The organism is Gordonia sp. CPCC 205515 (assembly GCF_048537925.1).
In the GTDB taxonomy this organism is placed as follows: domain Bacteria; phylum Actinomycetota; class Actinomycetes; order Mycobacteriales; family Mycobacteriaceae; genus Gordonia.
Window position 1 is genome coordinate 23,392 of sequence record NZ_JBCLVJ010000010.1, and the last position, 25,938, is coordinate 49,329.

Sequence of the window (25,938 nt, forward strand, 5' to 3'; positions counted from 1 at the left end):
TTCAGTGCGTGGGCTTGTCCGCGCCCACCAGCCACATGGAGTAGTACTGCGAGCCGCCGCCGTAGGCGTGGCCGAGTGCCTTGCGGGCGTCTTTCACCTGGTGCGCGCCGGCCTTGCCCATCACCTGGATGGCGGCCTCGGCGAAGCGGATCATGCCCGACGCACCAATGGGATTCGACGACAGCACACCGCCGGAGGCGTTGAGCGGAATCTTGCCGCCGATCTCGGTCTCGCCCGCCTCGGTGAGCTTCCAGCCCTCACCTTCGGCGGCAAATCCCAAGCTCTCCAACCACATCGGCTCGAACCAAGAGAACGGGACATAGATCTCCGCGACGTCGATCTGCTCGACCGGGTTGTCGATGCCGCCCGCCTTCCAGAGAGCGGCCGCGGCGTCGCGACTGGCCTGCGGATTGACGACGTTGCGATGGGCGAAGAAGAGCGGCTCGGTACGCATCGCGGTCGCGTGAATCCAGGCCACCGGATCGCCGGCGGCGACCGCCGCGTCGGCCACCTTCTCGTCGCCGATCACCACCGCACAGGCGCCGTCCGACGACGGGCAGGTCTCGTCGTATCGGATGGGGTCCCAGAGCATCTGGGATTCGAGGACCTTCTCCTTGGTGATGTCGGCTTGCTGCAGATGAGCCAGCGGGTTGAGGGAACCGTTGCGCCGATCCTTCGCGGCGACGATCGCTCCGATGTAGTCGGGCGCACCGGACTGCCGGATGTAGGACCGGACGTGCGGTGCGAAGAATCCGCCTGCGCCGGCACCCACCGGCTTGGTGAACGGCACCGGAATCGACAACGCCCACATGGCATTGGACTCCGACTGCTTCTCCCACGCCACCGCCAGCACACGCTGATGGACACCGGCGAACACCAAGGACGCGGCGACGTTCGCGGTGGAGCCGCCCACCGAGCCCGCCGTGTGGACACGGATCATCCGTTTGCCCACGGCGCCGATCGCCTCGGCCATCGCCAACTCCGGCATCATCGAACCCTCGAACAGGTCGGGGGCCTTGCCGATCACGATGGCGTCGATCTCGTCGAGTGACACCTTGGCGTCGGCCAGTGCCTTGTCGATCGCCTCGCGGCACATGCCGGCCATGGTGACGTCGTGGCGTTTGGCGACGTACTTCGTCTGCCCGGTGCCCAGAACGGCCGCGCGATTGTTGTGTGCCATCAGTTTTCGTCTCCTGCCAGGGTGACCACCATGTTCTGTTGCAGCAACGGACCGCCCGTCGCATGGGCGACCGCGGTGCCCGCGTTGCCCGTGAGAATCTCGTGCGCTGCGTACCCGATCCGCTGCAAGCCCACCGAGAACAGCGAGTTCCCGGTCAGCGCGCCGCCGGACGGGTTGATCCGCACCGAGTCGGGCAGTTCGAGCGCGTTGCGCACGATCAGCTCCTGGTGGGTGTACGGGGCGGCGATCTCGGCGATGTCCACAGCACGACTCCGGTCACCGAACGCGGTGTCGGCGGCGAGTTTTGTCGACGGCGACACCGTCAGGTCGCGCGCCCCGAAGTTCGGACTGTCGATCCGGTGATCCCAACCGGTGACGAACGCCGGATTGGCAACCAGTTCGCGGGCGCGGCGCTCGCTGGCGATGATCACCGCTGCGGCAGCGTCGGTGTACGGAGCGATGTCGTGGGCGCGAAGCGGATTCGCGACGTAGTCGGCCGCCAGGAGCTTGTCGACCGACTGCCCGGAGGTACGCGCGGCCACCGCGGCCATGTCGGCCTCCGACCAGGTTCCGGCATCGAGGCCGGCCCGTGCCTGCAGTGCCGCCAGCGCGCGGGCATCGGGCCACAGCGGGGCAACGGTATACGGATCGGTCTGCAGGGCCAGGGTGAGATCGGAGTTGCCGGCGGTGGCCTTGCCGAAGCCGTAGGCCAGCGCGAGGTCCACCTCGCCGGTGGCGATCTTCACCCACGCCTCGTACAGCGCCCAGGCGCCGTCCATCTCCACGTGGGATTCGTGGATCGGCGGCATGGCACCGATCGAGTCGATCGCGGAGATGAACGAGAAAGCCCGTCCGGCAAGGTAATCCGACGATCCGCTGCACCAGAACTCGATGTCGGTGCGGGAGATGCCGAGTTCGGCGTAGAGCTTCTGGAAACACGGGATCAGCATTTCGACACCGTTGGTGGTGCCGTGGGTCCCGACGACATTCGGGCTGTGTGCGAACCCGATGATCGCGATCCGGGGGAGATTCATGACGACTCCTTGGTCGAAAGTTGTTCGCAGGTCAGAGGAATTCGCGGTACGACTCGTACTCGGCGTCGGGTCCGCCGGTCGGGCGGAAGTGACTGATGCTGCCGAGTGACAACTCTCGCTCCTCCTCGGGCACCCAGACCGCCTCGACGCGCATACCCATCCGCACCTCGTCGGCGGGGCAGTCGAGGATCAGGTGCAGGAAGGGGATGTCGGAGCCGTCGAGCAAGACGTAGGCGGCCACATACGGCGGCTTGATCCGCTGTCCCTGGAACGGGACGTTGACGATGCAGAAGGTGGTCACGATTCCCGTGTCGGGCAACTCGACTCGCTCGACCGACGGTGATCCGTCGGACGGGCTCACCGCGCGCGGTGGGAAGTAGACGCGGCCGGCGTCGACGCCCTCGCCGATCCGGCAACCGTAGAGCTTGCCGGCCTTGAGGCCTTCGAGGTACCACGACTCGGCTTCGGTGGCCGAGTGGATGGTCTCGGTCGTGATGGGCGTGGTGATCACCACCTGCTCGCCGTCGGGGTTCTCCGCCTCGTTGGTCGGCGCGGGATCGACCGTGTCGCCGAGCGCGAAGTGGGCGATGTCGTCGATGCGGCCGGTCCGGGCCGGCCGCCACACCGCGTGCACGCGTGCGCCGGTGGCGATCTCGTCCGGGGAGTCGACCGCGACCACGTGCAGGAGCGCGGTGTCCGCGCCGTCGAGCTTGATCAGCGCCCAGGCAAAGGGCGTGTCGAGTGGTTGCGGTTCCAGCGGTTCCGGCTGCCACGTCCACGTTACGACGGTCCCGACGGCCGCGACGTCGACGAGCTCGGTCGTCTGTGCCCCGCCCGCCGGATCGAACTCGACGGGCGGCACCGAGACGGTGCCGTTGCTGCTGCGTGAGCCGACAATGCGGCCGTCGCGCAGAGCGAGGGCGAACTGGCTCAGGACCGGACCGAGGGAACGCGTGTAATCGAACGAGTTCTTCAGCGGCGCGGTGAGAACGGTGGACTCGGGTTCGGGTACCGCGGCGACGGGACTGCCCGTGATGGCGCGGGGTGCGGTTTGGCTGGTGCTCACATCTTCGAGTAGAACACGTTCTAGTATTGGTTCACAAGGTGCACGTCAGGGGCGTGGCCGTGACGGTAGAGGTGGGGCAGCATGAAGCTCGGATTGCAGCTCGGATATTGGGGGGCCGGCCCGATCGACAACGCGCCGGAGCTCATCGCGACGGCCGAGGAGGTCGGATTTGACGCGGTGTTCACCGCCGAATCCTGGGGCTCGGATACCTACACCCCGCTCGCGTGGTGGGGAGCGGCGACTGAGCGGATCCGGTTGGGCACCGCGGTGTCCCAACTGTCCGCCCGCCCGCCGACCTCGCTGGCCATGGCGGCGCTGACCCTCGACCACCTCTCCGGCGGACGGCACATCATCGGGCTCGGTGTGTCGGGGCCGCAGGTCGTCGAGGGTTGGTACGGGCAGCCGTTCGCCAAACCGTTGGCGCGCACGCGCGAGTACGTACAGATCGTCCGCGACGTCCTGGCCCGGGAAGCTCTCGTGCGCAACGACGGCCCGCACTATCCGTTGCCGTACCCGGCCGGCGCTGCCGGATCGACCGGACTGGGCAAGCCTCTCAAGCCGATCACCCACCCCCTACGTGCCGACATCCCCATCTGGCTGGGTGCGGAGGGGCCACGCAACGTCGCGCAGACCGCGGAGATCGCCGACGGCTGGCTCGCCATCTTCTACAGCCTGCGCCTGGCCGACCAGTACGAGGACTGGCTTGCCGAGGGATTCGCCCGGCCCGGTGCGCGGCGCACCCGCGACGACTTCGAGGTCGCGGCCACCGTGCAGGTGATGATCACCGACGACGTCGATGCCGCCATCGACCGGTACCGGCCGTCGACGGCGCTCTATGTCGGCGGAATGGGCGCCAAGGATAAGAACTTTCACGCCGAGCTCTACCGTCGCATGGGGTACGGCGACGCTGTCGACGAGATCGGCGCGCTGTTCCGGGAGGGTCGTAAGGCCGAGGCGATGGCCGCAGTGCCCGACGAGATGGTGCGCGAGACGCTGATTGCCGGAACCGCCGAGGACGTGCGGAGCCAGATCAAGCAGTGGGAGGCGGCGGGGGTGGGCATGCTGATGGTCACCGCCCGCGACGTCGGCACGATTCGCGAACTCGCAACCCTCGTATGAGGCCGGTCACACTCCGGCGGGATTGCAGGCCGGTGAGATTGACATCACTGTAGGGCTCGCGCATCGTCGAGACGTGGGCAGGAAGCTGAAGAACGACTGGTCGGGGCAATCGTTTCCACACGCAGGTCGTCGTAAGCCGTTCGTCGGCGACCTAGGCGTGTCCGACCCGCGAAATCCGTTGCTGAGCCTGCTGGGGTGGGGCGCCCGTCTAGGTCCGATCTACGAGCTGCAGATCTTCCGGCAGAAGTTCGTCTTCGTCTCCGGCGCCGAACTCGCGGCCGAACTCTGCGACGAGAAGCGCTTTTGTAAAGCGTTGCCCCCGGCGATCACCGCGCTCCGGCAGTATGCCGGCGACGGCCTGTTCACGGCATTCAACGACGAATCGAATTGGCAACTCGCACACGAGCTCCTGATGCCGGCGTTCACGCGTTCGGCGATGCAGTCGTATCACCCGATCATGCTCGAGACCGCGGCCGAACTCTTCGCGTACTGGGACCGGCAGTCGGGTCCGGTCGATGTGACACGGTCGATGACCAAGCTGACCATGGAGACCCTGAGCCGCGCGGCGTTCAGTCATGACTTCGGGTCGTTCGCCACCGAGGAACCGCATCCGTTCGTCGGGGCGATGGTGCGGGCGCTGGAGACGGGACGACGCAAGGGCGGCATCGGCACCGCGCCCGGCGGTCAATGGGTCGGCCGGTACATGGATCGACGCAATGCCGCGCGACAGGCCTACGTGGACGGACTGCTCGACGACCTGATCGCCGCGCGATCCGGCAGCCCAGAACAGCACGACCTACTCGGCATCATGCTCAACGTGTCCCACCCGGACACCGGGGAACGACTGTCACCGTTGAATATTCGCTATCAGATCCTGACGTTCCTGGTCGCGGGGCACGAAACCACTTCCGGTGCATTGTCGTTCACGCTCTACTATCTTTCGCGCAATCCCGAGTGTCTCGCGGCCGCGCAACGCGAAGCCGACGAGCTACTCGGTGACGATCCCGACGCCACACCGACGTTCGAGCAGGTGGCGAAGTTCCGATATATCCGACGCTGCCTGGACGAAGCCCTGCGCATCTGGCCGACGGTCCCGGCGTTCGCGCGCAGCCCACGCACCGAGACGACGATCGGCGGTCGCTATCGGATGCGCCCGGAGGACTGGGCGGTGATCATCCTCGCGCACGTGCACCGCGATCCGACGATCTGGGAGAACCCCGACGACTACGACCCGGATCGGTTCCTGCCGGCTGCGATCAAGAAGCGACCTGCCCAGAGCTACAAGCCATTTGGCACCGGGCTGCGTGCCTGCATCGGTCGGCAGTTCGCGCTGCACGAATCGGTGCTCGTGTTGGCGTGTCTGCTACACCGCTACGATTTGCGCGGTGATCCCGGTTATGAACTCGCCGTCGACGAGCGGCTCACCATGGTGCCCAAGAACTTTGAGGTGACGCTCACGCCGCGGGTGCGGGCACTGAAGCATCCCTCACCGCTATCCGAAGAGTCTCCTCTCCCGCTGATCGAGTAGCGAGGAGCGATAGCGACGAGAGTATCGAGATCACCTTCCGTGTAAGGTTCAGTGGCCTCGATGCGCTCACTCGCTGGCGCTCGCGGGCTTACTCGACCAGCGGAGGGACGACGCAGCGGTGGGGAGCACTACTCCCCGGTGAACACCGGCTTCTCCTTGTTGGCGAACGCTTTCGGACCGATCTTGGCGTCCTTGCTCTTGAACACCGCGATACCCAGCTTGGATTCGATCTCGAACGCGTCGAGTTCGTGCATGCCCTCGGTGTCGCGCATGGTTTTGAGGATGGCCTGAACGGCCAGGGGGCCGTTCGCGGAGATGGTGTCGGCGATCTCCAGGGCCTTCTCGAGGGCGCGGCCATCGGGCACCACGTACCCGATCAGGCCGTACTCCTTGGCTTCCGCCGCGGTGATGTGGCGTCCGGTGAGCAGCAGGTCGGCGGCGATCGTATACGGGATCTGGCGCGGCAGTCGGACGGCGCTGCCGCCGAGCGGGAACAGACCCCAACGGGCCTCGGCCACACCGAACTTGGCGCTCTGGGCGGCCACCCGGATGTCCGTGCCCTGCAGGATCTCGGTGCCGCCGGCGATGGCCGGGCCCTCGACCGCGGCGATCAGCGGTTTGGTCAGGCGGCGGCCCTTGAGCAAGGCGGGCAGACGAGCGGGGTTCCACGTTCCCTGATCGACCGTGTCGCCGGGCGAGTTCTTGCTCATCGCCTTGAGATCCATGCCCGCACAGAACGCCCCGCCGGCCCCGGTCAGGATCGCGACCCGGATGTCGGGATCGTTGTCGACGCGGTCCCAGGCCTCGACCATGATCGCCATCATTTCCGCGGACAGCGCGTTGCGCGCCTCCGGGCGATTCATCGTCACGATCAGCACATGACCGCGCTGCTCGACGAGGCAGTCGGGCGTCTTGTCGGTGGCGGCCGCGGACTCGGCAAAAGTGGTCATCGTCGTCCCTCGCGAATCATGGATGAACTGGCGCTTGCCGAAAACAATAACACGTTCTAATTTTGATGCCATGGCCTACACGATCGCCGATCTCATCGAGCACGCCGTCGACCTCATGCCCGACCGCATCGCGCTCGAATCCGGAGAGCGCACACGCACCTACGCCCAGCTCGACGCCCGCGCCAACGCGCTGGCGCACAAACTCCGCGACCTCGGCGTACAGCCGGGCGATCGAGTGGGGCTGTACAGCCGAAACACCATCGAATCCGTCGAGTCGATGGTCGCCATCTTCAAAGCGCGCGCTGTGATGGTCAACGTCAACTACCGCTACGTCGAGTCCGAACTCGAGCACATCTTCACCGATTCCGGCATGAGCGTCCTCATCCACGAACGGCAGTACTGCGAGCGCGTGTGCAACACGTTGCCGAAAGCGCCGTCGCTGCGGCATCGGATCGTCGTCGAGGACGGCACGGATGCCGAACTCGGGTGCACGGGCTACGCCGATGCGCTCCGCTACGAAGACGTGATCGCCGAGTCGTCGTCAGAACGCGATTTCGAGGAGCGCAGCGACGACGACCTCTACATGCTCTACACCGGCGGCACCACCGGGAAGCCCAAGGGCGTGGTGTGGCGGCAGGTCGATGTGTGGCGCGTACTCGGTGGTGGAATCGACTGGTACACCAGTGAACCTGTGCCCGATGAGTGGCATCTGGCGCGTCAGGGGGCCGACGGCGGTCAGCTGGTGCGGTTCCCGATTCCGCCGTTCATCCACGGCGGCTCACAGTGGGCGATCTTCCAATCCCTGTTCGCCGGCGGAAAAGCGGTGGTGTATCCCGACTTCGACGGCCACCACGCCTGGGAGGTGATCGCCAGGCACGGCGTAAACGTCGTGTTCATCACCGGAGATGCCATGGGACGCCCCATGATCGAGGCGCTCGCGGAGAACGACGCGCACGACCTCTCGAGCGTGGTGTCGGTCGCATCGTCGGCCGCGTTATTCTCGCCCAGCGTCAAGGAACAGTTCGTCGACCGGTTCCCCAACGCCGTCATCATCGATGCGATCGGTTCGTCGGAGACCGGTTTCGGCGGGTTGTCGGTCATCGCGAAGGATTCGCCGCACGCGGGCGGACCGAACGTCAACGCCGACAGCGAGACCCATGTCCTCCGTGAGGACGGCACGCCGGTGGAGCCGGGCAGCGGCGAGATCGGGTTGCTTGCCCGCACGGGTCACATTCCGCTGCGCTATCACAACGATCCGGAGAAATCGGCGAAAACCTTCAAGGAGTTCAACGGGATTCGCTACTCGTTCCCGGGTGACTTCGCCCAACTCGAGTCGAACGGCACCATCACGATGCTCGGCCGCGGATCGGTATCCATCAACACCGGTGGCGAGAAGGTGTTTCCCGAAGAGGTCGAGGGTGCGCTCAAGGCGCATCCCGACGTGTTCGACACCGTCGTCGTCGGGATCGCCGACGACCGCTGGGGGCAGCGCGTGGCCGCGGTGATCGCCACCCGCGACGGCGTGCGACCGTCACTGGCCGAACTCAACGACGTCGTGCGTAAAGAACTGGCGGGCTATAAGTGCCCGCGCAGTGTGTGGTTCGTCGACGAGATCAAACGATCGCCGGCCGGTAAGCCCGACTATCGGTGGGGCACGGCCATCACGCAGGAACGTCCGGCAGACGAGGCGCACGCCCCGACGGAAAAGAGCTGACATGCGAACCGAACTCAGCGAACGCTTCGGCATCGAGTACCCGATCTTCGGGTTCACCCCGAGTCAGGAGGTCGCCGCCGCGATCAGCCGGGCAGGCGGTATGGGAGTGCTCGGCTGCGTCCGCTTCAACGAGGCCGACGAACTCGACCGGGTCCTCGAGTGGATGCACGAGAACACCGACGGTAAACCGTTCGGCGTCGACGTGGTGATGCCGGCGAAGATCCCCACCGAGGGCACCAAATTCGACCTCGACTCGATGATCTCGCCCGAACACCGGGCCTTCGTGGAGCGCACTCTCGACGACCTCGGTGTGCCACCACTACCGGACGGCGATCGCGTCGATGCGGGCGTGCTCGGCTGGTTGCACTCGGTCGCACGTTCGCACGTCGATGTGGCGATGGAGCATCGCCGCAAGTACGGTCAGATCTCGTTGATCGCCAACGCCCTGGGCTCACCGCCGCCCGACGTCATCCAGATCGCCCACGACAACGGAGTTGCCGTCGCCGCGCTCGCGGGCGCGAAAGAGCATGCGCTGCACCACGTCGAGGCGGACGTCGATATCGTCATCGCGCAAGGCTACGAGGGCGGCGGCCACACCGGCGAGGTCACCTCGATGATCCTGTGGCCCGAACTCGTCGACGCCGTCGGTGATGCCGCGCCGGTGCTGGCGGCGGGTGGCGTGGGCAGTGGTCGGCAAATCGCCGCGGCCATTGCGCTTGGCGCGCAGGGTGTCTGGATGGGCACCTATTGGCTGACTGCCGCCGAGTACAAGCTCGGCGTACCGGCAGGCTCCGACGAGCCATCGACCGTGCAGAAGGCGCTGTTGGCCGCCACATCCCGGGACACCGTGCGACGACGCATCTATTCGGGCAAGCCGGCGCGGTTGCTGAAGACCAAGTGGACTGACGCCTGGGACGCCCCGGGCGCACCGGACCCGCTGCCGATGCCCCTGCAGAACCTGTTGGTAGCCGACGCGCATGCGCGAATCTCGGCGGCCGACAACCCCGAAGTGGTGGCGATGCCGGCCGGGCAGATCGTCGGACGCTGCAACGAGATCACCCCCGTCGCCGACCTGATCGCGGACCTGGTCAGCGAGTATGACGAGGCGGTGGGTCGGCTCGACAAGACGGTAAAGGGCGCTGCCATTCCCGCTGGTTGAGCTGCCTCCGAGGCGCTGGCCGAGGCGGCGTCCGTCGAAACCAGTCCTGCTCTAGGCATTCTCGTTTCGACCAGCGTCCGGCTCGCTGCGCTCGCTCGTCGCGCTCAACGAGCGGACGGGGCCAGCGCGGCGTTCAACGGGCGGGTGGGCCAGCGTTGCGCTCAACACGCGGTTGGGGCCGGCGTCGCGCTCAACGAGCGGTCGGGACGTACCGGCTGCTCTGGCGTACCCAGGTGGCAGGCGCGTGCTGCTCGCGCAGCGTGCGTTTGACCGTCTTGAACGTCGCGGTTTCCGGGAGCGCGTCGACGATGCGCACCCGATGCGGCCACTGTTTGGGTCCCAGATCGGTTTGAGCGCCGAGGAAATCGGTGAACTCGGTCGCATCGAGCGCGCCGTCGGCAACGAGCACCGCCTCGATCTCGTCGCCGATCTCCACCGGCACCCCGTAGACCGCGACCTGACGGATAGCGGGGTGCCGCAACAAGATCCGCTCGATGGGACCGGCGGCGAGGTTCTCGCCGTCGACGCGCATCCAATCACCCAGTCGACCTGCGAAATGGATGTACCCCTCGTCGTCCACCCATCCGAGGTCGCCTGTGTGATAGATGCCGCCGCGCAGTCGGTCGGCGGTGGCCTCCGAATCGTTGTAGTAGCCACTGAAAAGCCCTGGACCCGAGGAGTTCACGATCTCGCCGACTTGGCCGGGGGTCACCGGCAAGCCCGTCTCAGGATCGACGATCGCGGTCGGTGCCCGTAAGGGGCCCAACGCATCCGACGGTGTGTCCGGGGTGCGGGTGATGGCGACACCCCCTTCGGTGGAGCCGAATCCGTCGATCACCCGACACCCGAAACGATCGGCGAAGTGCTGCCGATCCCGCGCGGAGGCCTCGTTGCCGTACATGATTCGCAGTGCGCACGAGGCGTCGTCGGGTGCGGGTTCGGTGGCCAGGATGTAGTTCACCGGTTTGCCGACATAGTTGGCGTAAGTGACGCCGTAACGTTTCACGTCGTCGACGAAGCCACGCGCAGAGAATCTGCGACGCACCGCAATCGACGCTTCGCCGGCGACGGCCACGGTCCAGCCGGCGATCATCGCGTTGGAGTGGAACATCGGCATCGACAGGTAGACGACGTCGTCGTGTCCGATGCCGAAGCGCTCCGCGAGCATCTTTCCGGCGCCGGCGAATGTGCGGTGGGTACAGCGAACTGCTTTCGGGTCCCCGGTGGTGCCGGAGGTGAAGATCAACATCAGCAGATCGTCCGGGGATGGCTCGATCCGAGGCGGTTCGGTGCCGCCGACCGTCACCTGTCGGCGCCAACCGGCGGAGTCGAGGTTGATGATCGGCACGGACCCGAGATCGACACCATCGATCAGATCCGCCGTGTCGTCGGCGACGAACACCAATTGGCAGTCGGCGCGGGTGATGTCGGCACCGAGCGCAGCACCCCGCCTGGTGGTGTTCAACCCGACGACGACGAAGCCGTCGCGCGCGGCGGCTGCCATCAGCGCCGAGAAATCTGGCGAATTGTTCGACAGCACACCGACGTGCAACGGACGAGTGGAGTCGAGCATTTCGCGGACCGCGCGTCCCATCACTGCGGCGTACCCCAGATGATCTCGCCACGAGACGAATTCCCCGTCGAACCAGATACCTCGATCATCAACGTCCGCGAGCGGAGCGAGCATCGCGGCGATCGTCGCCACGGCGGTGTCGGTGGACATGAAGATCAGGCGGGGATGTGCGCGAGGTCGATGCCGATGGTGCGTAGCGAAGCGGTCGCCGAACCCAGAGTGTACTCGTTCTGCTTGGCGCGCAGGAAGTATCGATGTACCGGATGGCTGGTGTCCAGTCCGACGCCGCCGTGGACGTGCACCGCGGTGTGCGCGACGCGGTGTCCGGCTTCGGCGGCCCAGAACTTGGCGGTCGCGATGGCGGTGTGCAGATCGGCGTCGGAGGTGTCGGCCTCGGCTCCGGACAACATCCAGGCGGCCTGAGTGGTGGTCAGCGACAGACCCTGCACGTCGATGTAGCCGTCGGCGAGGCGTTGTGCGACCGCCTGAAATGAGCCGATCGCGCGGCCGAACTGCTCTCGCTCGCGGGCATACTCCGCGGTGAGTTCCAGGGCACGCGAGACGATTCCGGTTTGCTCGGCGCAGACGGCCAGCGTGAGTCGGTTGACGAGTTCGCCCACCGCAGCCGGGCCGTCGGAGAGGATGGCATCGGCGGTGACGGTGACGTCAGAGAAGTCGATCTGCGCGGTCGGGACCAGGCCGGTCGACGGCGTCGGGGTGATGCGGATGCCGGGTGTCGCGCTGTCGACGACCGCCACGACCGGGCCGGCGCCGGTGTGCGCGGTCACCAGCAGCGCATCGGCGGTCGTCGCGTAGGAGACGTTCACCTTGGTGCCGGTCAGTACGCCGTCGGTCAATGTCGTTGCGGGGGAGAGTGAATCGATGCCGAGGTCTTCCTCTACCGCGACAGCGATGACGAGGTTCCCGGCCGCGCCGGCGGTGAGTAGGCGGTCACGCAGTGTCGTACTGCCTCGGGATGCGATCAGCGGGAGTGCAGCGCAGGCGTGCGGACCGAAGGGGACGCGCGCCAGTGCACGGCCCAATTCTTCGGCGACGAGGAGGTTTTCGACGGCGGACAGGTCGCCGCCGTGGTCGCCGACGAGTGCCGCGGGCAGCTCGAGTCCGAGGAGTCCGGCGGTGCCGAGTTCGCGCCACAGGGTTGAGTCGATGGGTGCGTCGGCGGACTCCAACTCGGCGGTGTGCTCCGGAGTGGCGATCTTGGTGGCGATGTCGCGGGCGAGGGTGCGGACGTCGGAGCCGGACTCGGGGAGGGTGAAATCCATTGTGGGCCTCTATGTCGTGGTGTTTGGTTCGGTATCGGTTTCGACACGCGTCGGACTCGCTTCGCTCGCTCGTCGCTGCTCAACCAGCGGTGGGGACCGACGGTGGGGACCGGCGGTGGGGACCAGCGGTGGGAACGAGCGGTGGGCGACCAGCGGTTGGGGACCAGCGCGCGGGTCTACCTCCGCTGGTGGGGGAGACCAAGCGCGAGCATGGCGATGATGTCGCGCTGGATCTCGTTGGTGCCGCCACCGAAGGTCAGGATGAGCGAGGTGCGTTGGAAGCGTTCCAGCCGGCCGTTCAGGTGGGCGCCGGTGCTGTTGGTGCGCAGAGTGGCGGCGGGGCCGACGACCTCCATCAGCAGTCGGTATGCCTCGGTGGCGAATTCGGTGCCGAAGACCTTCGTGGCGGAGGCGTCGGCGGGGCTCGGTGAACCACCAGAACTGGCGATCGAGGCGATCTTCCAGTTGATCAACTTGAGAAACTCGACCTTGGCGTGCACGCGCGCAAGATTGGCCTGGACCCACGGTGCGTCGATGACCCGTTGTCCATCTCCGGTTTTGGTGTGCTGGGCCCACTCGACGGTCTCGCGCAGGGCGGTCTGGATCGGTGCGGCGCTGCACAACGCGACCCGTTCGTGGTTGAGCTGATTGGTGACCAGGGACCAGCCGCCGCCTTCCTCGCCGACGAGTGCCGAGGTGGGCACCCGCACGTCCTGGTAGTAGGTGGCGCTGGTGTCGACCCCGGACATGGTGTGCACCGGGGTATACCCGAAGCCCTCGGCGGTGGCGGGCACGATCAGCATCGAGATGCCCTTGTGCTTCTTGCCGCCCGGCTCGAGCGTGCTCGGGTCGGTGCGGCATGCCAGCCAGATGTAGTCCGCATACGGCACGAGGCTGGTCCACATCTTCTGGCCATTGATCACGTACTCGTCGCCGTCGCGGATGGCCGTGGTGCGCAGCGCGGCGAGATCTGTGCCGGCTCCCGGCTCGGAGTAGCCGATGGAGAAGTGCAGCTTGCCTGCCGCGATCCGCGGCAGGAAGAACTCCTTCTGCTCGTCGGTGCCGTAGTGCATGATCGTCGGCGCCACCGAGTTGATGGTCAGGAACGGTACCGGCGCCCCGGCGATGGCGGCTTCGTCAGTGAAGATCAGCTGATCCATCATCGACCGGTTCTGGCCGCCATACTCCGTCGGCCAGCCGAGCGCCAGCCACCCGTCGGCCCCCATCTGCTCGACGACGTCGCGGTAGGCGTCACCCTCGCCGAGTTCGCCGCCCTCGCCACCGGACAGCGCGGCTCGGCGGTCGTCGGTCATCAGGTTGGCGAAATAGGTCCGCAACTCGCGCCGGAGCTCGTTTTGTTGGTCCGTGTAAGCGATGCGCATCGGGGTCTCCGTGTCAATCGAGGGAACCGGTGATCGGCGAGCCCATACTCGCCAACTTCTGAAACACGTTCTAACGTGTATCCCACAGCCCGTCAACCGACGATCATTCCGCTAAGGAGCAATCACGATGCGTATCAAGGCAGATTTCGACCTGTGTGAGTCCAATGGGGTGTGTGTCGGGATGGCGCCGGACGTCTTTGATCTCGACGATGATGACTACCTGGTCATTCTCGCTGAAGACGTTCCTGCCGAACGCGAAGAGGAAATGCGTCAGGTGATCGCCAGTTGCCCGAAATCGGCCCTCTCGCTGGAGTAGCCTCTGCGCCCGGATCGACCCCCGACTATTTCGGTTCTCCGGCAATCGTGCTAGAACAGGTTCTAGTTTTGAAGTTCTCGGGAAGGAAGTCGCCGTGGGGCAGTCGTTGGACGGACGGATCGCGGTCGTCACCGGAGCAGGGGCCGGCCTCGGCCGCGCGGAAGCCATCGGGCTCGCCGAACAAGGCGCCACGGTGATCGTAAACGACCTCGGAAGCGCGCTGGAGGGTAGTGACGTCGTCGACGTCATCAACACCGCGGGGGGACGCGCGGTCGCGGTGGCCGGGGACATCGCCGACGCGGCGACGGCCACCGAGATCATGCGCACCGCCACCGAGGAGCTCGGTGGACTCCATATCGTCATGAGCAACGCCGGCGTCACCCGCGACAAGATGCTGTTCAACATGACCGACGATGAGTGGGACCTGGTGGTCCGGGTGCATCTGCGCGGACACTTCCTGCTCAACCGCAATGCGGCGAGCCACTGGCGCGCCGAGTCCAAAGCGGCCGGTGGCCCGGTCTACGGACGGCTGATCAACACGTCGTCGGAGGCCGGACTGCTCGGTCCGGAAGGACAGGCCAACTACGGTGCGGCGAAGGCGGGGATCACCGCACTCACTCTCTCGGCGGCGCGTGCACTGCGCCGCTACGGCGTACGGGCCAACGCGATCTGCCCGCGGGCACGGACCCAGATGACCGCCGGGGTGTTCGGGAACGCGCCGACCGACGGTGTCGACCCGCTGTCGCCGGAGCACGTCGTGAAGCTCGTGACCTATCTGGCCGGACCCGACGCCGACGAGGTGACCGGACAGGTGTTCGTCGTCTACGGCCCCAATGTCATGCTGATGGCCGCACCGACGATCGAGGAGACGTTCACCGCGGGTGGGGACGCGTGGGATTCGGGGGATCTCAACAAGGCGTTGACCAGCTACTTCGCGGGTCGTGACGCGGGTCGGACATTCTCCGCGAGTCAACTGGTCAACTGACCGATCCGGTCAACGGTGCGTGATAGGTTCGCGGGTAATCCGGTCGAGCGCACCGAACGGGCATTGCCCCGGGGGGTAAGGAGTGCTGGTGTTAGAGAAGCTCGCCACGCCGATGGCAGGCGTCGGGGACTTCGTCTCGTTGGGGGTCGATTCAGCACGGGAACTGTTTCGGCGACCATTCCAGTGGCGCGAGACCGTCGAACAGTCGTGGGCGATCGCCCGGGTGTCGATGGTGCCGACATTGCTGGTGGCGATCCCGTTCACCGTCCTCGTCAGCTTCACCCTCAACATCCTGCTGCGTGAGATCGGCGCACAGGATCTGTCCGGGGCCGGTGCCGCTCTCGGCACCATCACCCAGATCGGCCCGATCGTCACCGTGCTCATCGTGGCCGGTGCCGGCGCCACCGCCATCTGCGCCGACCTCGGCGCCCGCACCATCCGCGAAGAGATCGACGCGATGAAGGTGCTCGGCATCAACCCGATCCATCGTCTGGTGGTGCCGCGGATCATCGCCTCGACCGGCGTGGCCATTCTGCTGAACAGCCTCGTCTGCACCATCGGCATCGGCGGCGGCTTCGTGTTCTCCGTCTTCCTGCAAGACGTCAACCCAGGCGCCTTCATCGCCAACCTCACCCTGCTCACCGGATTCGGCGAGCTGATGATCTCCATGGTCAAGGCCGCGCTGTTCGGCTTGTTCGCCGGCATGGTCGGCTGCTACCAGGGCCTCAACGTCAAGGGCGGCGCCAAGGGCGTCGGCGATGCGGTCAACGAAACGGTCGTCTACTCCTTCATGGCACTGTTCGTGGTGAACGTCGTGGTCACCGCGGTCGGCCTCAAAGCAACGGCGGGCTGAGCGATGGTCTTACCCTTCACCACCCGATTCCGCACCGCCCGGGTCGCCGCCAAACGTGCCGGCGAGGACTGGGATCAGATCGGCGACCAGGCGCTGTTCTACTGGGACAGCCTCGTGGCGATCCCGCGCGCCCTCAAGCAGTACAAGAAGGAGACGCTGCGGCTCATCGCGGAGATCTCCATGGGCACCGGCGCACTGGCGATGATCGGCGGCACGGTCGTCGTCGTCGGCTTCCTCACCCTGTTCACCGGCGGCACCATCGCCGTGCAGGGCTACAGCTCGCTGGCCAACATCGGTGTGGAGGCACTCACCGGCTTCTTCTCCGCGTTCATCAACGTCCGCATCGCGGTGCCGGTCATCGCCGGCATCGCGCTGGCCGCGACGATCGGCGCGGGCGCGACCGCCCAACTCGGCGCCATGCGTGTCAGCGAGGAGATCGACGCGCTGGAAACGATGGCCATCTCGTCGATCCCGTACCTGGTCAGCACCCGAATCGTCGCCGGACTGATCGCGATCATCCCGCTGTACGCGCTCGCATCGCTGGCGTCATTCCTGGCCAGCCGGTTCGCGACGGTCTTCCTCTACGGTCAGTCGCCGGGCGTCTACGACCACTACTTCAACACCTTCCTCATCCCGTCGGACATCCTCTGGTCATTCGTGCAGGCGATCTGCATGGCTGTCGCGGTCATGCTCATCCACACCTACTACGGCTACAACGCCTCCGGGGGTCCGGTCGGCGTGGGCGTCGCGGTCGGGAACGCGGTGCGCGCATCGCTCGTTGTTGTGGTCGTGATCACACTGCTCACCTCGCTCGCCATCTACGGCGCCGACGGCAAGTTCAACCTGGCGGGGTAGGGGCATGTCGAGAAAGCAGGAGCGCAGCAGGGCGGTCCGCCGGACCGCGGCCGTGGTCATGGTCGGCAGCCTGGTCGTGATCATCGCCGCCGCCGCAGGCCAGTTCCTCGGGTGGTTCGCCGACACCGAACCGGTCACCCTCGAGGCCCCGCGCGCCGGACTGGTGATGAACCCCGACGCCAAGGTGAAGTTGCGCGGCGTCGAGGTGGGCCGGGTCGAGTCGATCACCGAGACCGACTCCAAGGCCGTCCTCAAGCTCAACATCAACGCCGACCAGATGTCGCAGATCCCCGGCAACGTCGGTGCCGACATCAAGTCGAACACCGTATTCGGCGCCAAGGCCGTCGATCTGGTCGTGCCGGCCTCGGGGGCCTCGGGCACCCTGCAGTCGGGACAGACCATCAGCGGTGACCAGGTCGTCGTCGAGCTCAATACCGTCTATCAGCAGCTGGTCAGCGTGCTGGCCCAGATGCAGCCCGACAAGCTCAACGCCACCCTCGGCGCGATCGACACCGCGTTGTCCGGGCGTGGCGAGCAGACCGGTGTCGCGCTTGAGCAGCTCTCCGATCTGCTGGGCAAGACCAATCCGCACCTGCCGGAACTGAATCGACTGCTGGCCGAGACGGCGACGGCGACCAACGTCTACGCCGACGCGATGCCGAGCCTGATGCGCGACATCGACAACTTCACTGTCATCGGCAACACCCTCGTCGACAACAGCGCCAACCTCGACGCCCTGCTGATCAACGCCACCGGCATGGCCAACACCATCGACGGCGTCATCTCGCCGTCGAAGGCCCGGCTGATGGCGACACTGTCCAACTTCAGTCCGGTCGCGAGCATGCTCGGCTATCAGGCACCCGGACTCGCCTGCTTCATCACCGCATCAGCCATCGGTACCAAGAAGGCAGCCCCGATCTTCGGTGGCGAATACGGCCTGACCCTGTTCGCCGGATTGCTGCCGGGCTCGGAGCCCTACCGGTACCCGGAGAACTTGCCGCGCAACAACGTCGACGGCCCGCCCACGTGTGAGGGCGGCCTCGGCGATCCCGATTCGGCCGAGCACGTCGACTTCTACGTCGGCGACAACGCGGAACAGCCCTACGCGCCGCGAACCAAGCCCAAGGCCGATCGGACCAAGCTGTTCCAACTGCTGTTCGGAGCCCCGCCCCGTGGATAACAGAGCCCGCGCGTTCCGCGCGACCCTGATCAAGCTCGGTGCCTTCGCGATCGTGATGGTGCTGGTGTTCGTCGCCCTCGTCGTCGTGTTCAGCCGGTATCGTTCGGGCAAGTCCGACGACTACACCGCAATCTTCACCAGTGCGTCGGCGATGAAGTCGGGCAGCAAGGTGAAGATCGCCGGTGTCGAAGTCGGTGCGGTGCACTCTATTTCGCTCAATCGGCAGAATGAGGCCGAGGTCGACTTCAGCGTTGACCGGCAGTACCCGCTACCGTCGTCGGTGCGCGCGCTGATCCGCTACGAGAACCTCACCGGTGACCGGTACCTGGAACTCGAGCAGGGTACGGGGAATCCGGGCCAGACGCTGTCCGCGGGATCCGAGATCCCGTTGGCCCAAACCGAACCCGCCCTCGACCTCGACAAACTGCTCGGCGGATTCAAACCCCTGTTCCGCACGCTGAACCCGGACGAGGTCAACGACCTGTCATCCTCCCTGATCCAGGTGTTCCAGGGGCAAGGTCCGGCGCTGAACCAACTGCTAACCAGCACAGCAGATTTCACCAACACGCTGGCTGATCGCGACCAACTGATCGGCGAGGTCATCGACAACCTGAACGCGACGATGGCCACCGTGGAGGGCGATCGCACCGGATTCGACGAGAGTCTCGACAAACTCCAGCAATTGGTGAGCGGACTCAATGAGCAGCGGGGCGTCATCGGCGACTCGTTGACCCAGACCTCCAAGCTCACCAACAGCCTGTCGGATCTGCTCGTCACCACCCGCCCCGACATCAAGTCGGCCACGGACAACCTCGGTAAGACGTCGGCCGAGGTGCTCAAGGCAGAACCGTATGTGCGCGGACTGATCCAACGACTGCCCAACGACTACAAGATGCTGTCCAACGTGGGTAGCTACGGTGCTTGGCTGCAGCTGTGGCTGTGCCGAATTCGACTGCTGTTCAACGGGCCCGGGAACAACCAGATCTGGTTCACTCCGGTCGATGTGACCTCGCAGTCCACCAATCCGGGCGGGCGGTGTTACCCCCGATGAGCCCATTCCGTGGACTATTCCGCAGCACCCGAACCGAATCCGACGACGCCGACGTCAAACGCGAAGAGGGCCGGGGAGGTCGCAGCCGGGCGCAGGTCGGGGTGATCGGTGTCGTGGTCACCGCCATGGTCGTCATCGTCGCCATGCAGATGGACAAGCTGCCCTACCTGTCGCCGATCAGCACCTACCGTGCCTACTTCGACGACGCCGGTGGTCTGGTCACGGGTGACATCGTCACCGTGTCCGGCGTGAACGTCGGTACCGTGCAAGCCATTTCGCTGGCGAGCACCGACCGCGGCACCAAGGCCGAAGTGACCTTCCGGATGCAGGACGACGTCCTGATGGGAATCGACAGCCAGGCGGCGATCAAGACCGAGACGGTGCTCGGCCGCCGAAATCTGACCCTCATCCCACACGGACCGGGACGGATCAAGCCGGGCGGCGAGATCAAGAACGAGAACACCATCTCGCCCTACTCGCTGACCGACGCACTCGAAGGCGCCACCAACACCCTCTCCCAGACCGACACCGAACAGCTCAACGTCGCGTTGACCACCATGGACGAGGCGTTCGCCGAGACACCCGACCAGGTCAAGGGTGCGGTGAACGGTGTTGCGCGCCTGTCCAAGGCAGTCGCCGATCGCGACAACGAACTCCGCGAACTCCTCGGCCGCGCCAACGAGGTCACCAAGATCGTCGGCGACCGCAGCACGCAGATCAACCGGCTGCTCCTCGACGCCAACTCGTTGCTCGGTGAACTCCAGATGCGGCGCTCGGCAATCGCCGCGCTGATCACCGGAACCCGTGACGTCAGCAATCAGATCAGCGGATTCATCGCCGACAACAACGCACAGCTGACGCCCGTGCTCACCAAACTCAACGGCGTCCTGAAGATCCTGAGCGACAACGATGCATCGCTGCGCAAGGCGATCGACGGACTCGGACCGTACGCCAACCTGCTCGGCGAGGCGGTTGCCTCCGGGCCGTACTTCTCGTCGCTGGTCGGTGTGCCGACCTTCGGTGACTATACCGGCCTGTTCATGAAGGTCTTGCAGCAGAAGTACCCGCAGCTCTACACCGCGTTGGGCCGCACCGGTTCTCCCGCCGACCCGCGATCGTGGAGCATGACGCCCGGCGCCCAGGACCCACCGCAGCCCAAGTCGCCGAAGCCGGAGTATCCGACGCCGCCGCCGACCTATCCACCGAACCCGACCACTTCGCCGACCGCGCCGCCGGTCCCGCCGACGGGAGGACGCTGACATGGGACTCGGCAAACGGGTGTGGCAGGTCATCGCCGGTGTGGTGCTGGTCATCGTCGTGGTGGTCGCCGGCTACTTCGTCGTCAACAAGGCCCGCTTCAACACCGTCACCGCGTACTTTCCGTCGGTCACCGGTCTGTACGAGGGTGATTCGGTGCGAGTGCTCGGTGTGACGATCGGCCATGTGGCCTCCATCGAACCGCGGGACGGCGACGTCAAGGTCGTCATGGACGTCGAGAAGAACACCGCGATCCCCGCGGATGCACAGGCCGTCGTGGTCGCCCAGAGCCTGGTGTCGGGCCGGTTCATCCAGCTGACGCCGGTCTATCAATCGGGACCGAAGATGGTTGCCAACGCAACTATTCCGATGAAACGCACTGCCGTGCCCATGGAATGGGACGACGTCAAGAAGCAGCTCACGCGGCTCACCACGGCGATCGGGCCCGAGGGTGCGGACAAGGGCACCGCGGCCAAGACCATCGACACGTTCGACAAGAACCTCTCCGGCAATGGGCAGGCGATCAACGACTCGATCAGGGAACTCTCCGACGTGATGGGCACGTTGTCGGCGGGTCGCGGCGATCTGTTTGCCACCATCCGCAGCCTGCAGAAGCTCACCGATGCGCTCGCCGACAGTCACGAGCAGATGGTGCAGTTCAATGGTCGGATCGCCTCGGTCAGTTCGGTACTCGGCGAAAATACCACCGCCCTCAACGGTGCCATGCACAACCTGAACTCCGCGCTGACCGACGTGCAGACCTTCATCGACCAGAACGGTAAGACGTTGTCGGCGTCGATGAATCAGCTCGCCAAGTCGACGAAGATCCTCGCCGACAAGGACGAACAGTTCCGCGGCCTGTTGCACTCCTCGCCAACCCAGCTGGCGAACTTCCTCAACATCTATAACCCGTTGACCGGATCGCTGGTCGGCATCTTCGGTCTGGGCATGGGCGCCAACCTGATCACCCTGTTGTGCGGCACCATGGCCGCCAACGACCGACCGGAACTAGACCCCGGTGAGGTCGAGAAGTGCGTCGACGTCCTCGAACCGGTCCTCGCGACGATCTCGGTGAACTATCCGCCGTTCCTGACCAACCCGGTCAACGGCATCATGGCCCGGCCGGATCAGATCCAGTACCAGAATGCCGACGTGAAAGCCCGTGCCCAGGAAGCGATCCGGCAGCAAGATGCCATCACCCGCCAACACAACGGCGGCGGTTCGCTCGGCGACCTGCTGGTGCCGTGGGGAGCCGAGGGCTGATGCGAACACGACTCGTCATTCCGCTGATCGTCTCCGCAGTGCTGCTCCTGTTGTCCGGCTGCGGATTTCAGGGGCTGTCCAGCATGCCCATCCCCGGTGGCGAGGGCACCGACCGGGGTTCCTACGAGATCACCGCGATGATCCCGACCGCGGCCGGACTGACCACCAACGCTCCGGTGATGATCGACGACGCCACCGTCGGCAGTGTCGGGCAGATCAGGATCAAGGACTGGAAAGCGCAGGTCACCCTGCGGCTGAACAAGGGCACCCAGATCCCTCAGGGTTCGCATGTCATGATCGGCATGACCAGTGTGCTCGGGTCGATGCACCTGGAGATCGTGCAACCCGAACATCCCGAGGGCGGCATGCTCGCGCCGGGCGACGAGATCCCGCTCACCAAATGCCCTGAGCAGGAGAACATCACCACGCCGACCGACACCGAGCCGATCCCTGACATCAATTCGGCGCAGCAGGTCGCGGCGTGTACATATCCGACCACCGAGCAAGTGTTGAGCTCCTTGTCGGTGGTCCTCAACGGCGGCGGACTCACCCAACTCGGCGACGTCGTGCACGAACTCGACTCGGTGTTCACCGGACGCCAGGACGTGATCGCAAAGCTGTTGCCGCGGTTGAACACACTCGTGTCCGACCTCGACGCGCAGAAGGCGAACATCATCAAGGCGATGGAGGGGCTGGACCGGTTGTCCGCGTCGATCAACTCCCAGACCCCGACGGTGGAGAAGGCGCTCGCCGACGGACCGCAGATCTTGCAGCTGCTGGTCGATCAACGACCGCACCTCACCGATACCCTCGCTGCCCTGGACCGCCTGTCGCACACCACCAACGACATCCTCGACGCCAACTCCGCGGACATCCGAAACATCGTCAAGAACCTGTCGCCGCTGCTCGACCAGCTGCAGTCGACAGGTCCGGCATTGACCGAGTCGCTCGGTCTGCTCTTCACCTTCCCGTTCGTCGAGGACAAGATCCCGGGAATCGTGCGTGGCGATTACGTCAACGGTGACCTGGTGCTCGACCTCACGTTCGACCGGTTGAAGAAGGGCATGTTCAGTTCCATCGGACTCGTGGGGCCCGAAGGCGTCGTCGGAGCACCGGCCGGTGCCGCCAAGCGCGGCCTCAATCCGTTCACATCCCCGCTCGTTCCGGGTGGCGGGCAACCGCGCGCCAAAGCACCCGCAGCCAAATCGGTTCCGAAACCGGCGCCGAAAACCGCGGCACCGCAAGGAGGTGGCAACTGATGAAGATCACCAGATTCGTCCGCATCCAGCTGCTCATCTTCGCGATCGTCACCGTCATCGCGATGGTCGCGATGGCCATCTACTACGTCCGCGTGCCCGGCATGTTCGGCGTCGGGCAGTACAAGGTGCAGCTGAACCTGCCGAGTTCCGGTGGGCTGTACCAGAATGCGAACGTCAGCTTCCGCGGCGTCAACGTCGGCAAGGTGGAATCGGTGCGGCTCAGTCCGACCGGCGTCGAGGCCACGTTGAGCATCGACAGCGACGCCAAGATCCCGGCGTCGTCGACGGCGTCGGTGCGCAGCGTGTCGGCGATCGGCGAGCAATACGTCGAGTTCATGCCGCAACCCGACGGGCAGTCGGGCAACCTCTACGACGGATCGGTGGTGAGCAGCGACGATGTGCCGGTCGAGATCTCCACGATGCTCAACCAGGCCGACGCCCTGCTGAAGGACATCGACGACACCGCGCTGCGGTCGGCGATGGACGAGGCGTTCCTGGCATTCAACGGCACCGGCGAAGCGCTGCAACGACTCCTGGATTCGATGACGCTGCTCGTCGGGGACGCGACGAAGAACACCGACGTCACCATCAAGCTGGTGCAGCAGGCGGGGCCGCTGCTGGCAACGCAGTCGCAGACCGCTGACAGCATCCGCACCTGGACGTCGGAGGTCACCAAGTTCACCGATCAGTTGCGGGCCAACCGGCCCGAGTTGGTCAGCATCCTGGACAAGGGGCCCGGAGCGGCCAAGCAGAGCCAGGAACTCTTCGCCTCGATGAACCAGACGTTGCCGATGACCATCGCCAACCTCAACGTCGCAGCGAAGACCATGGCGGTGTACCTACCGAACCTGCAGCAGATCATCGTGCTGTATCCGCGGGTGCTGGCCGAGCTGTACACGGCGATGAACACCGGCAGCCCGCGCTACGGCGCGAACGTCAACTTCTCGCTGGGCTTCCAGGACCCGGGCACGTGCACCGTCGGCTTCCTGCCGTACACCGACTGGCGGTTCGGCAACGCGCAAACCGCCCGCGACGTACCGCCCGGCATGCTGTGCCGGGTGCCGCAGGACTCGAATCTCGCGGTGCGCGGCGCCCGTAACTTCCCGTGTGTCGAGTTCCCGGGTCGACGGGCACCGACGCCGGAAGAATGTCGCACCGGGTACAAGCCGGTCAGCGACAACAATTCACCGTTCCCGCAAGGGCTTCCGTTCCCCAGCCCGTGGAGCAAACCAGCCGGGCATGTCACCCAGGGGACACCGACCGAGCACGGTGCCGATCCGGCCGTCTACGCCACCGGCTACGATCCGGACTCGGGAGACTTCATCGGTCCGGACGGCAAGACCTACAACGCCGGACTCGGACAGAAATCGCAAGGACAAAGCAGCACATGGCAGAGCTTGATCACGACGACCGTGCAGAAGTGACCGACACCGGGACAACCGACACCGGGGCAACCGACACGACCGAGGTGCGGGACCGGCAACCGGTGGAGACCGCGCGCACCCCGGTGCGCTCGGCGCCGCTCGGGCGTGGGCGACGGTCCAAGCCGACGTCGCCGGACGCCGTGACCACCGCGGCCGAAGAAGATCCGACCGTCGACGTTCGAACCGACGACGTTCCCACCGAAGATGTTCCTACCGAGGTCGATTCGACGGAAGCCGCCGGTGCGGACGCACGCGACCCCAGCGACGTCGAGAAGACCCTCACCTATCGGGACCGCCGGCGTGCGCGGGCAGCGGCGCCGGAAAGCGCTGTGGCTCAAGCCTCCGAGGTGCGGTACGCCGGTCGTCGGGGAGCGTCGGCGAAGTGGCTGATCGCCGGAGTGGTTGGCATCGTGCTCATCATCGCGTGTGTCGCCGCATCGGTCGCGTTCGCGGTCGGTATCTCGCGGCAGGAGCGCCTGAATGACCTACGTGCCGAGTACTCGGCCTTCGCGAGTCAGATGATCGTCAACCTGACCACCCTCAATCCGGGCAACGTGGACCAGGCGATGAAGACCATGGAGACCAAGACGAGTGGTCGTGCGCAGCAACAGATGCAGGACTCGATGCGGCAAGCCGTCGGACTCGTCCAAGACCAGAAGGTCGACACCAAATCGACCATCATCTCCAACGCGGTGACCAAGGCCACCCCCGACGAAGGCACCGTGATCCTGGTGTCCGGGTGGCAGATGAAGTCACCGGATGCCAAGCAGGACACCATCGTTCAGACCTTCCGGTGGCGGGTTCAGCTCACCCGGATCAACGGTGACCTGAAGATGACCAATTTCGAGTGGGTGACGTAATGCGGACGACCACCGGCAAACTCGCCGGCGTGACCATCGCGGTGCTGGCGCTCGCGGCAATCGTGGTGACCGCCTTCCTCGGCTGGCGCTACTGGGATCTGCGCAGCGTGGAGAACGCCCGCAATTCGTCGCTGGACTCGGCAAAGCGATACGCCACAACAATGTTCGGCTACCAGCCGAACAACGTCGACGACCATATCGCCAAGTCGCAGAGCGTGCTCACCGGCGCCGCCAAACCGACCTACGACGACCTGGTGAGCAAGAACAACCTGGCCGCCGAGGTGCGTAAGCAGGGCGTCGTCTCCGAGGTCACCATCCAGGACGCCGGCGTGGTGACCAACACCAAGAACACCTCGCAGGTGCTGATCTTCATGAATCAGTCGGTCACCCGCGGCGACAAGGAACTGGTCCGCGTCGACCCGAGCCGCCTCACGTTCGACATGGTCGAGCAGGACGGCGTGTGGAAGATCAGCGGCATCGACGTCATCACCGATGATTCGTTCCGCAGCAAGATCGGTGTCACCGACAAGGCCCCGGCCAACGGTGTCCCGCTCAATCCGTCGGCACCGCCGTCGTCGAGTGCAGCCGTCCCGGTGCCGACCCCGCCCGGGGCGAGTACCGCAGCGCCCACGCCGTAATCCCTGAGG

23 protein-coding genes are annotated in these 25,938 nt (G+C 65.6%); 16 read left to right on the top strand and 7 right to left on the bottom strand.

Annotated elements, in window-relative coordinates:
• Nucleotide 1: 1 nt before the first annotated feature.
• Genes AAFP30_RS15115 through AAFP30_RS15125 form a run of 3 tightly spaced genes read right to left on the bottom strand, consistent with a single transcriptional unit; the run spans nucleotide 2 to nucleotide 3,280 of the window.
• Nucleotides 2–1,180: a thiolase domain-containing protein gene (locus tag AAFP30_RS15115; RefSeq protein WP_419230774.1), complete on the bottom strand. Its 1,179-nt coding sequence runs from the start codon at nucleotides 1,178–1,180 to the stop codon at nucleotides 2–4.
• Nucleotides 1,180–2,214: a thiolase domain-containing protein gene (locus tag AAFP30_RS15120; protein ID WP_419230775.1), complete on the bottom strand. Its 1,035-nt coding sequence runs from the start codon at nucleotides 2,212–2,214 to the stop codon at nucleotides 1,180–1,182. Before AAFP30_RS15120 ends, AAFP30_RS15115 begins: the two co-directional genes overlap by 1 nt.
• 31 nt (nucleotides 2,215–2,245) lie before the next feature.
• Entirely contained in the window at nucleotides 2,246–3,280 is a 1,035-nt protein-coding gene (locus AAFP30_RS15125) for a Zn-ribbon domain-containing OB-fold protein (RefSeq protein ID WP_419230776.1), read from the bottom strand.
• Nucleotides 3,281–3,361: 81 nt separating this feature from the next.
• On the opposite strand from AAFP30_RS15125, the gene AAFP30_RS15130 reads away from it, so the two are divergent.
• Nucleotides 3,362–4,399 (top strand): LLM class F420-dependent oxidoreductase, encoded by a 1,038-nt coding sequence (locus AAFP30_RS15130; RefSeq protein WP_419230777.1) that lies wholly within the window; start codon nucleotides 3,362–3,364, stop codon nucleotides 4,397–4,399.
• A 73-nt stretch (nucleotides 4,400–4,472) separates the two neighbouring features.
• Entirely contained in the window at nucleotides 4,473–5,927 is a 1,455-nt protein-coding gene (locus AAFP30_RS15135) for a cytochrome P450 (RefSeq protein ID WP_419230778.1), read from the top strand.
• Nucleotides 5,928–6,055: 128 nt separating this feature from the next.
• Here the strand turns inward: AAFP30_RS15135 and AAFP30_RS15140 are convergent, their stop codons facing one another.
• The gene (locus tag AAFP30_RS15140; protein ID WP_419230779.1) at nucleotides 6,056–6,877 is read right to left on the bottom strand and encodes a crotonase/enoyl-CoA hydratase family protein; all 822 of its coding nucleotides are present in this window, start codon (nucleotides 6,875–6,877) and stop codon (nucleotides 6,056–6,058) included.
• 70 nt (nucleotides 6,878–6,947) lie between these two features.
• On the opposite strand from AAFP30_RS15140, the gene AAFP30_RS15145 reads away from it, so the two are divergent.
• Nucleotides 6,948–8,591, top strand: a complete 1,644-nt coding sequence (locus AAFP30_RS15145; protein WP_419230780.1) for an acyl-CoA synthetase — start codon at nucleotides 6,948–6,950, stop codon at nucleotides 8,589–8,591.
• Nucleotide 8,592: 1 nt separating this feature from the next.
• Nucleotides 8,593–9,750, top strand: a complete 1,158-nt coding sequence (locus AAFP30_RS15150) for an NAD(P)H-dependent flavin oxidoreductase (RefSeq protein WP_419230781.1) — start codon at nucleotides 8,593–8,595, stop codon at nucleotides 9,748–9,750.
• Nucleotides 9,751–9,940: 190 nt separating this feature from the next.
• On the opposite strand, the gene AAFP30_RS15155 is transcribed toward AAFP30_RS15150, so the two are convergent.
• From AAFP30_RS15155 to AAFP30_RS15165, 3 genes are all read right to left on the bottom strand, one after another.
• Nucleotides 9,941–11,473: a long-chain-fatty-acid--CoA ligase gene (locus AAFP30_RS15155; protein ID WP_419230782.1), complete on the bottom strand. Its 1,533-nt coding sequence runs from the start codon at nucleotides 11,471–11,473 to the stop codon at nucleotides 9,941–9,943.
• 5 nt (nucleotides 11,474–11,478) lie between these two features.
• Nucleotides 11,479–12,606: an acyl-CoA dehydrogenase family protein gene (locus AAFP30_RS15160; protein WP_419230783.1), complete on the bottom strand. Its 1,128-nt coding sequence runs from the start codon at nucleotides 12,604–12,606 to the stop codon at nucleotides 11,479–11,481.
• A 176-nt stretch (nucleotides 12,607–12,782) separates the two neighbouring features.
• The gene (locus AAFP30_RS15165) at nucleotides 12,783–13,988 is read right to left on the bottom strand and encodes an acyl-CoA dehydrogenase family protein (protein WP_419230784.1); all 1,206 of its coding nucleotides are present in this window, start codon (nucleotides 13,986–13,988) and stop codon (nucleotides 12,783–12,785) included.
• Nucleotides 13,989–14,115: 127 nt separating this feature from the next.
• Here AAFP30_RS15165 and AAFP30_RS15170 point away from each other — a divergent pair, with 127 nt between their 5' ends.
• The 12 genes from AAFP30_RS15170 (at nucleotide 14,116) to AAFP30_RS15225 (ending at nucleotide 25,929) form a co-directional block, all read left to right on the top strand.
• The gene (locus tag AAFP30_RS15170; protein ID WP_419230785.1) at nucleotides 14,116–14,304 is read left to right on the top strand and encodes a ferredoxin; all 189 of its coding nucleotides are present in this window, start codon (nucleotides 14,116–14,118) and stop codon (nucleotides 14,302–14,304) included.
• Between the two features lie 94 nt (nucleotides 14,305–14,398).
• A complete protein-coding gene (locus tag AAFP30_RS15175) occupies nucleotides 14,399–15,289 on the top strand; it encodes a 3-oxoacyl-ACP reductase (protein ID WP_419230786.1) in 891 nt (296 codons plus the stop codon).
• An 88-nt stretch (nucleotides 15,290–15,377) separates the two neighbouring features.
• A complete protein-coding gene (locus AAFP30_RS15180) occupies nucleotides 15,378–16,142 on the top strand; it encodes an MlaE family ABC transporter permease (protein WP_419230787.1) in 765 nt (254 codons plus the stop codon).
• Nucleotides 16,143–16,145: 3 nt separating this feature from the next.
• The gene (locus AAFP30_RS15185) at nucleotides 16,146–16,997 is read left to right on the top strand and encodes an MlaE family ABC transporter permease (protein ID WP_419230788.1); all 852 of its coding nucleotides are present in this window, start codon (nucleotides 16,146–16,148) and stop codon (nucleotides 16,995–16,997) included.
• 4 nt (nucleotides 16,998–17,001) lie between these two features.
• The gene (locus AAFP30_RS15190) at nucleotides 17,002–18,177 is read left to right on the top strand and encodes an MCE family protein (RefSeq protein ID WP_419230789.1); all 1,176 of its coding nucleotides are present in this window, start codon (nucleotides 17,002–17,004) and stop codon (nucleotides 18,175–18,177) included.
• On the top strand, nucleotides 18,170–19,228 hold the full coding sequence (locus AAFP30_RS15195) for an MCE family protein (RefSeq protein ID WP_419230790.1): 1,059 nt from the start codon (nucleotides 18,170–18,172) through the stop codon (nucleotides 19,226–19,228). Before AAFP30_RS15190 ends, AAFP30_RS15195 begins: the two co-directional genes overlap by 8 nt.
• The gene (locus AAFP30_RS15200; protein WP_419230791.1) at nucleotides 19,225–20,487 is read left to right on the top strand and encodes an MCE family protein; all 1,263 of its coding nucleotides are present in this window, start codon (nucleotides 19,225–19,227) and stop codon (nucleotides 20,485–20,487) included. The genes AAFP30_RS15195 and AAFP30_RS15200 overlap by 4 nt, the downstream gene beginning before the upstream one ends.
• Before the next feature lies 1 nt (nucleotide 20,488).
• A complete protein-coding gene (locus AAFP30_RS15205) occupies nucleotides 20,489–21,748 on the top strand; it encodes an MCE family protein (RefSeq protein WP_419230792.1) in 1,260 nt (419 codons plus the stop codon).
• Nucleotides 21,748–23,007, top strand: a complete 1,260-nt coding sequence (locus AAFP30_RS15210; protein WP_419230793.1) for an MlaD family protein — start codon at nucleotides 21,748–21,750, stop codon at nucleotides 23,005–23,007. The genes AAFP30_RS15205 and AAFP30_RS15210 overlap by 1 nt, the downstream gene beginning before the upstream one ends.
• A complete protein-coding gene (locus AAFP30_RS15215) occupies nucleotides 23,007–24,431 on the top strand; it encodes an MCE family protein (protein WP_419230794.1) in 1,425 nt (474 codons plus the stop codon). The genes AAFP30_RS15210 and AAFP30_RS15215 overlap by 1 nt, the downstream gene beginning before the upstream one ends.
• The gene (locus tag AAFP30_RS15220) at nucleotides 24,395–25,291 is read left to right on the top strand and encodes a hypothetical protein (RefSeq protein WP_419230795.1); all 897 of its coding nucleotides are present in this window, start codon (nucleotides 24,395–24,397) and stop codon (nucleotides 25,289–25,291) included. Before AAFP30_RS15215 ends, AAFP30_RS15220 begins: the two co-directional genes overlap by 37 nt.
• Nucleotides 25,291–25,929 carry a hypothetical protein gene (locus AAFP30_RS15225; protein WP_419230796.1) on the top strand — a complete coding sequence of 213 codons (639 nt, stop codon included), beginning with the start codon at nucleotides 25,291–25,293 and terminating at the stop codon, nucleotides 25,927–25,929. Before AAFP30_RS15220 ends, AAFP30_RS15225 begins: the two co-directional genes overlap by 1 nt.
• The last annotated feature ends 9 nt before the right edge of the window (nucleotides 25,930–25,938 follow it).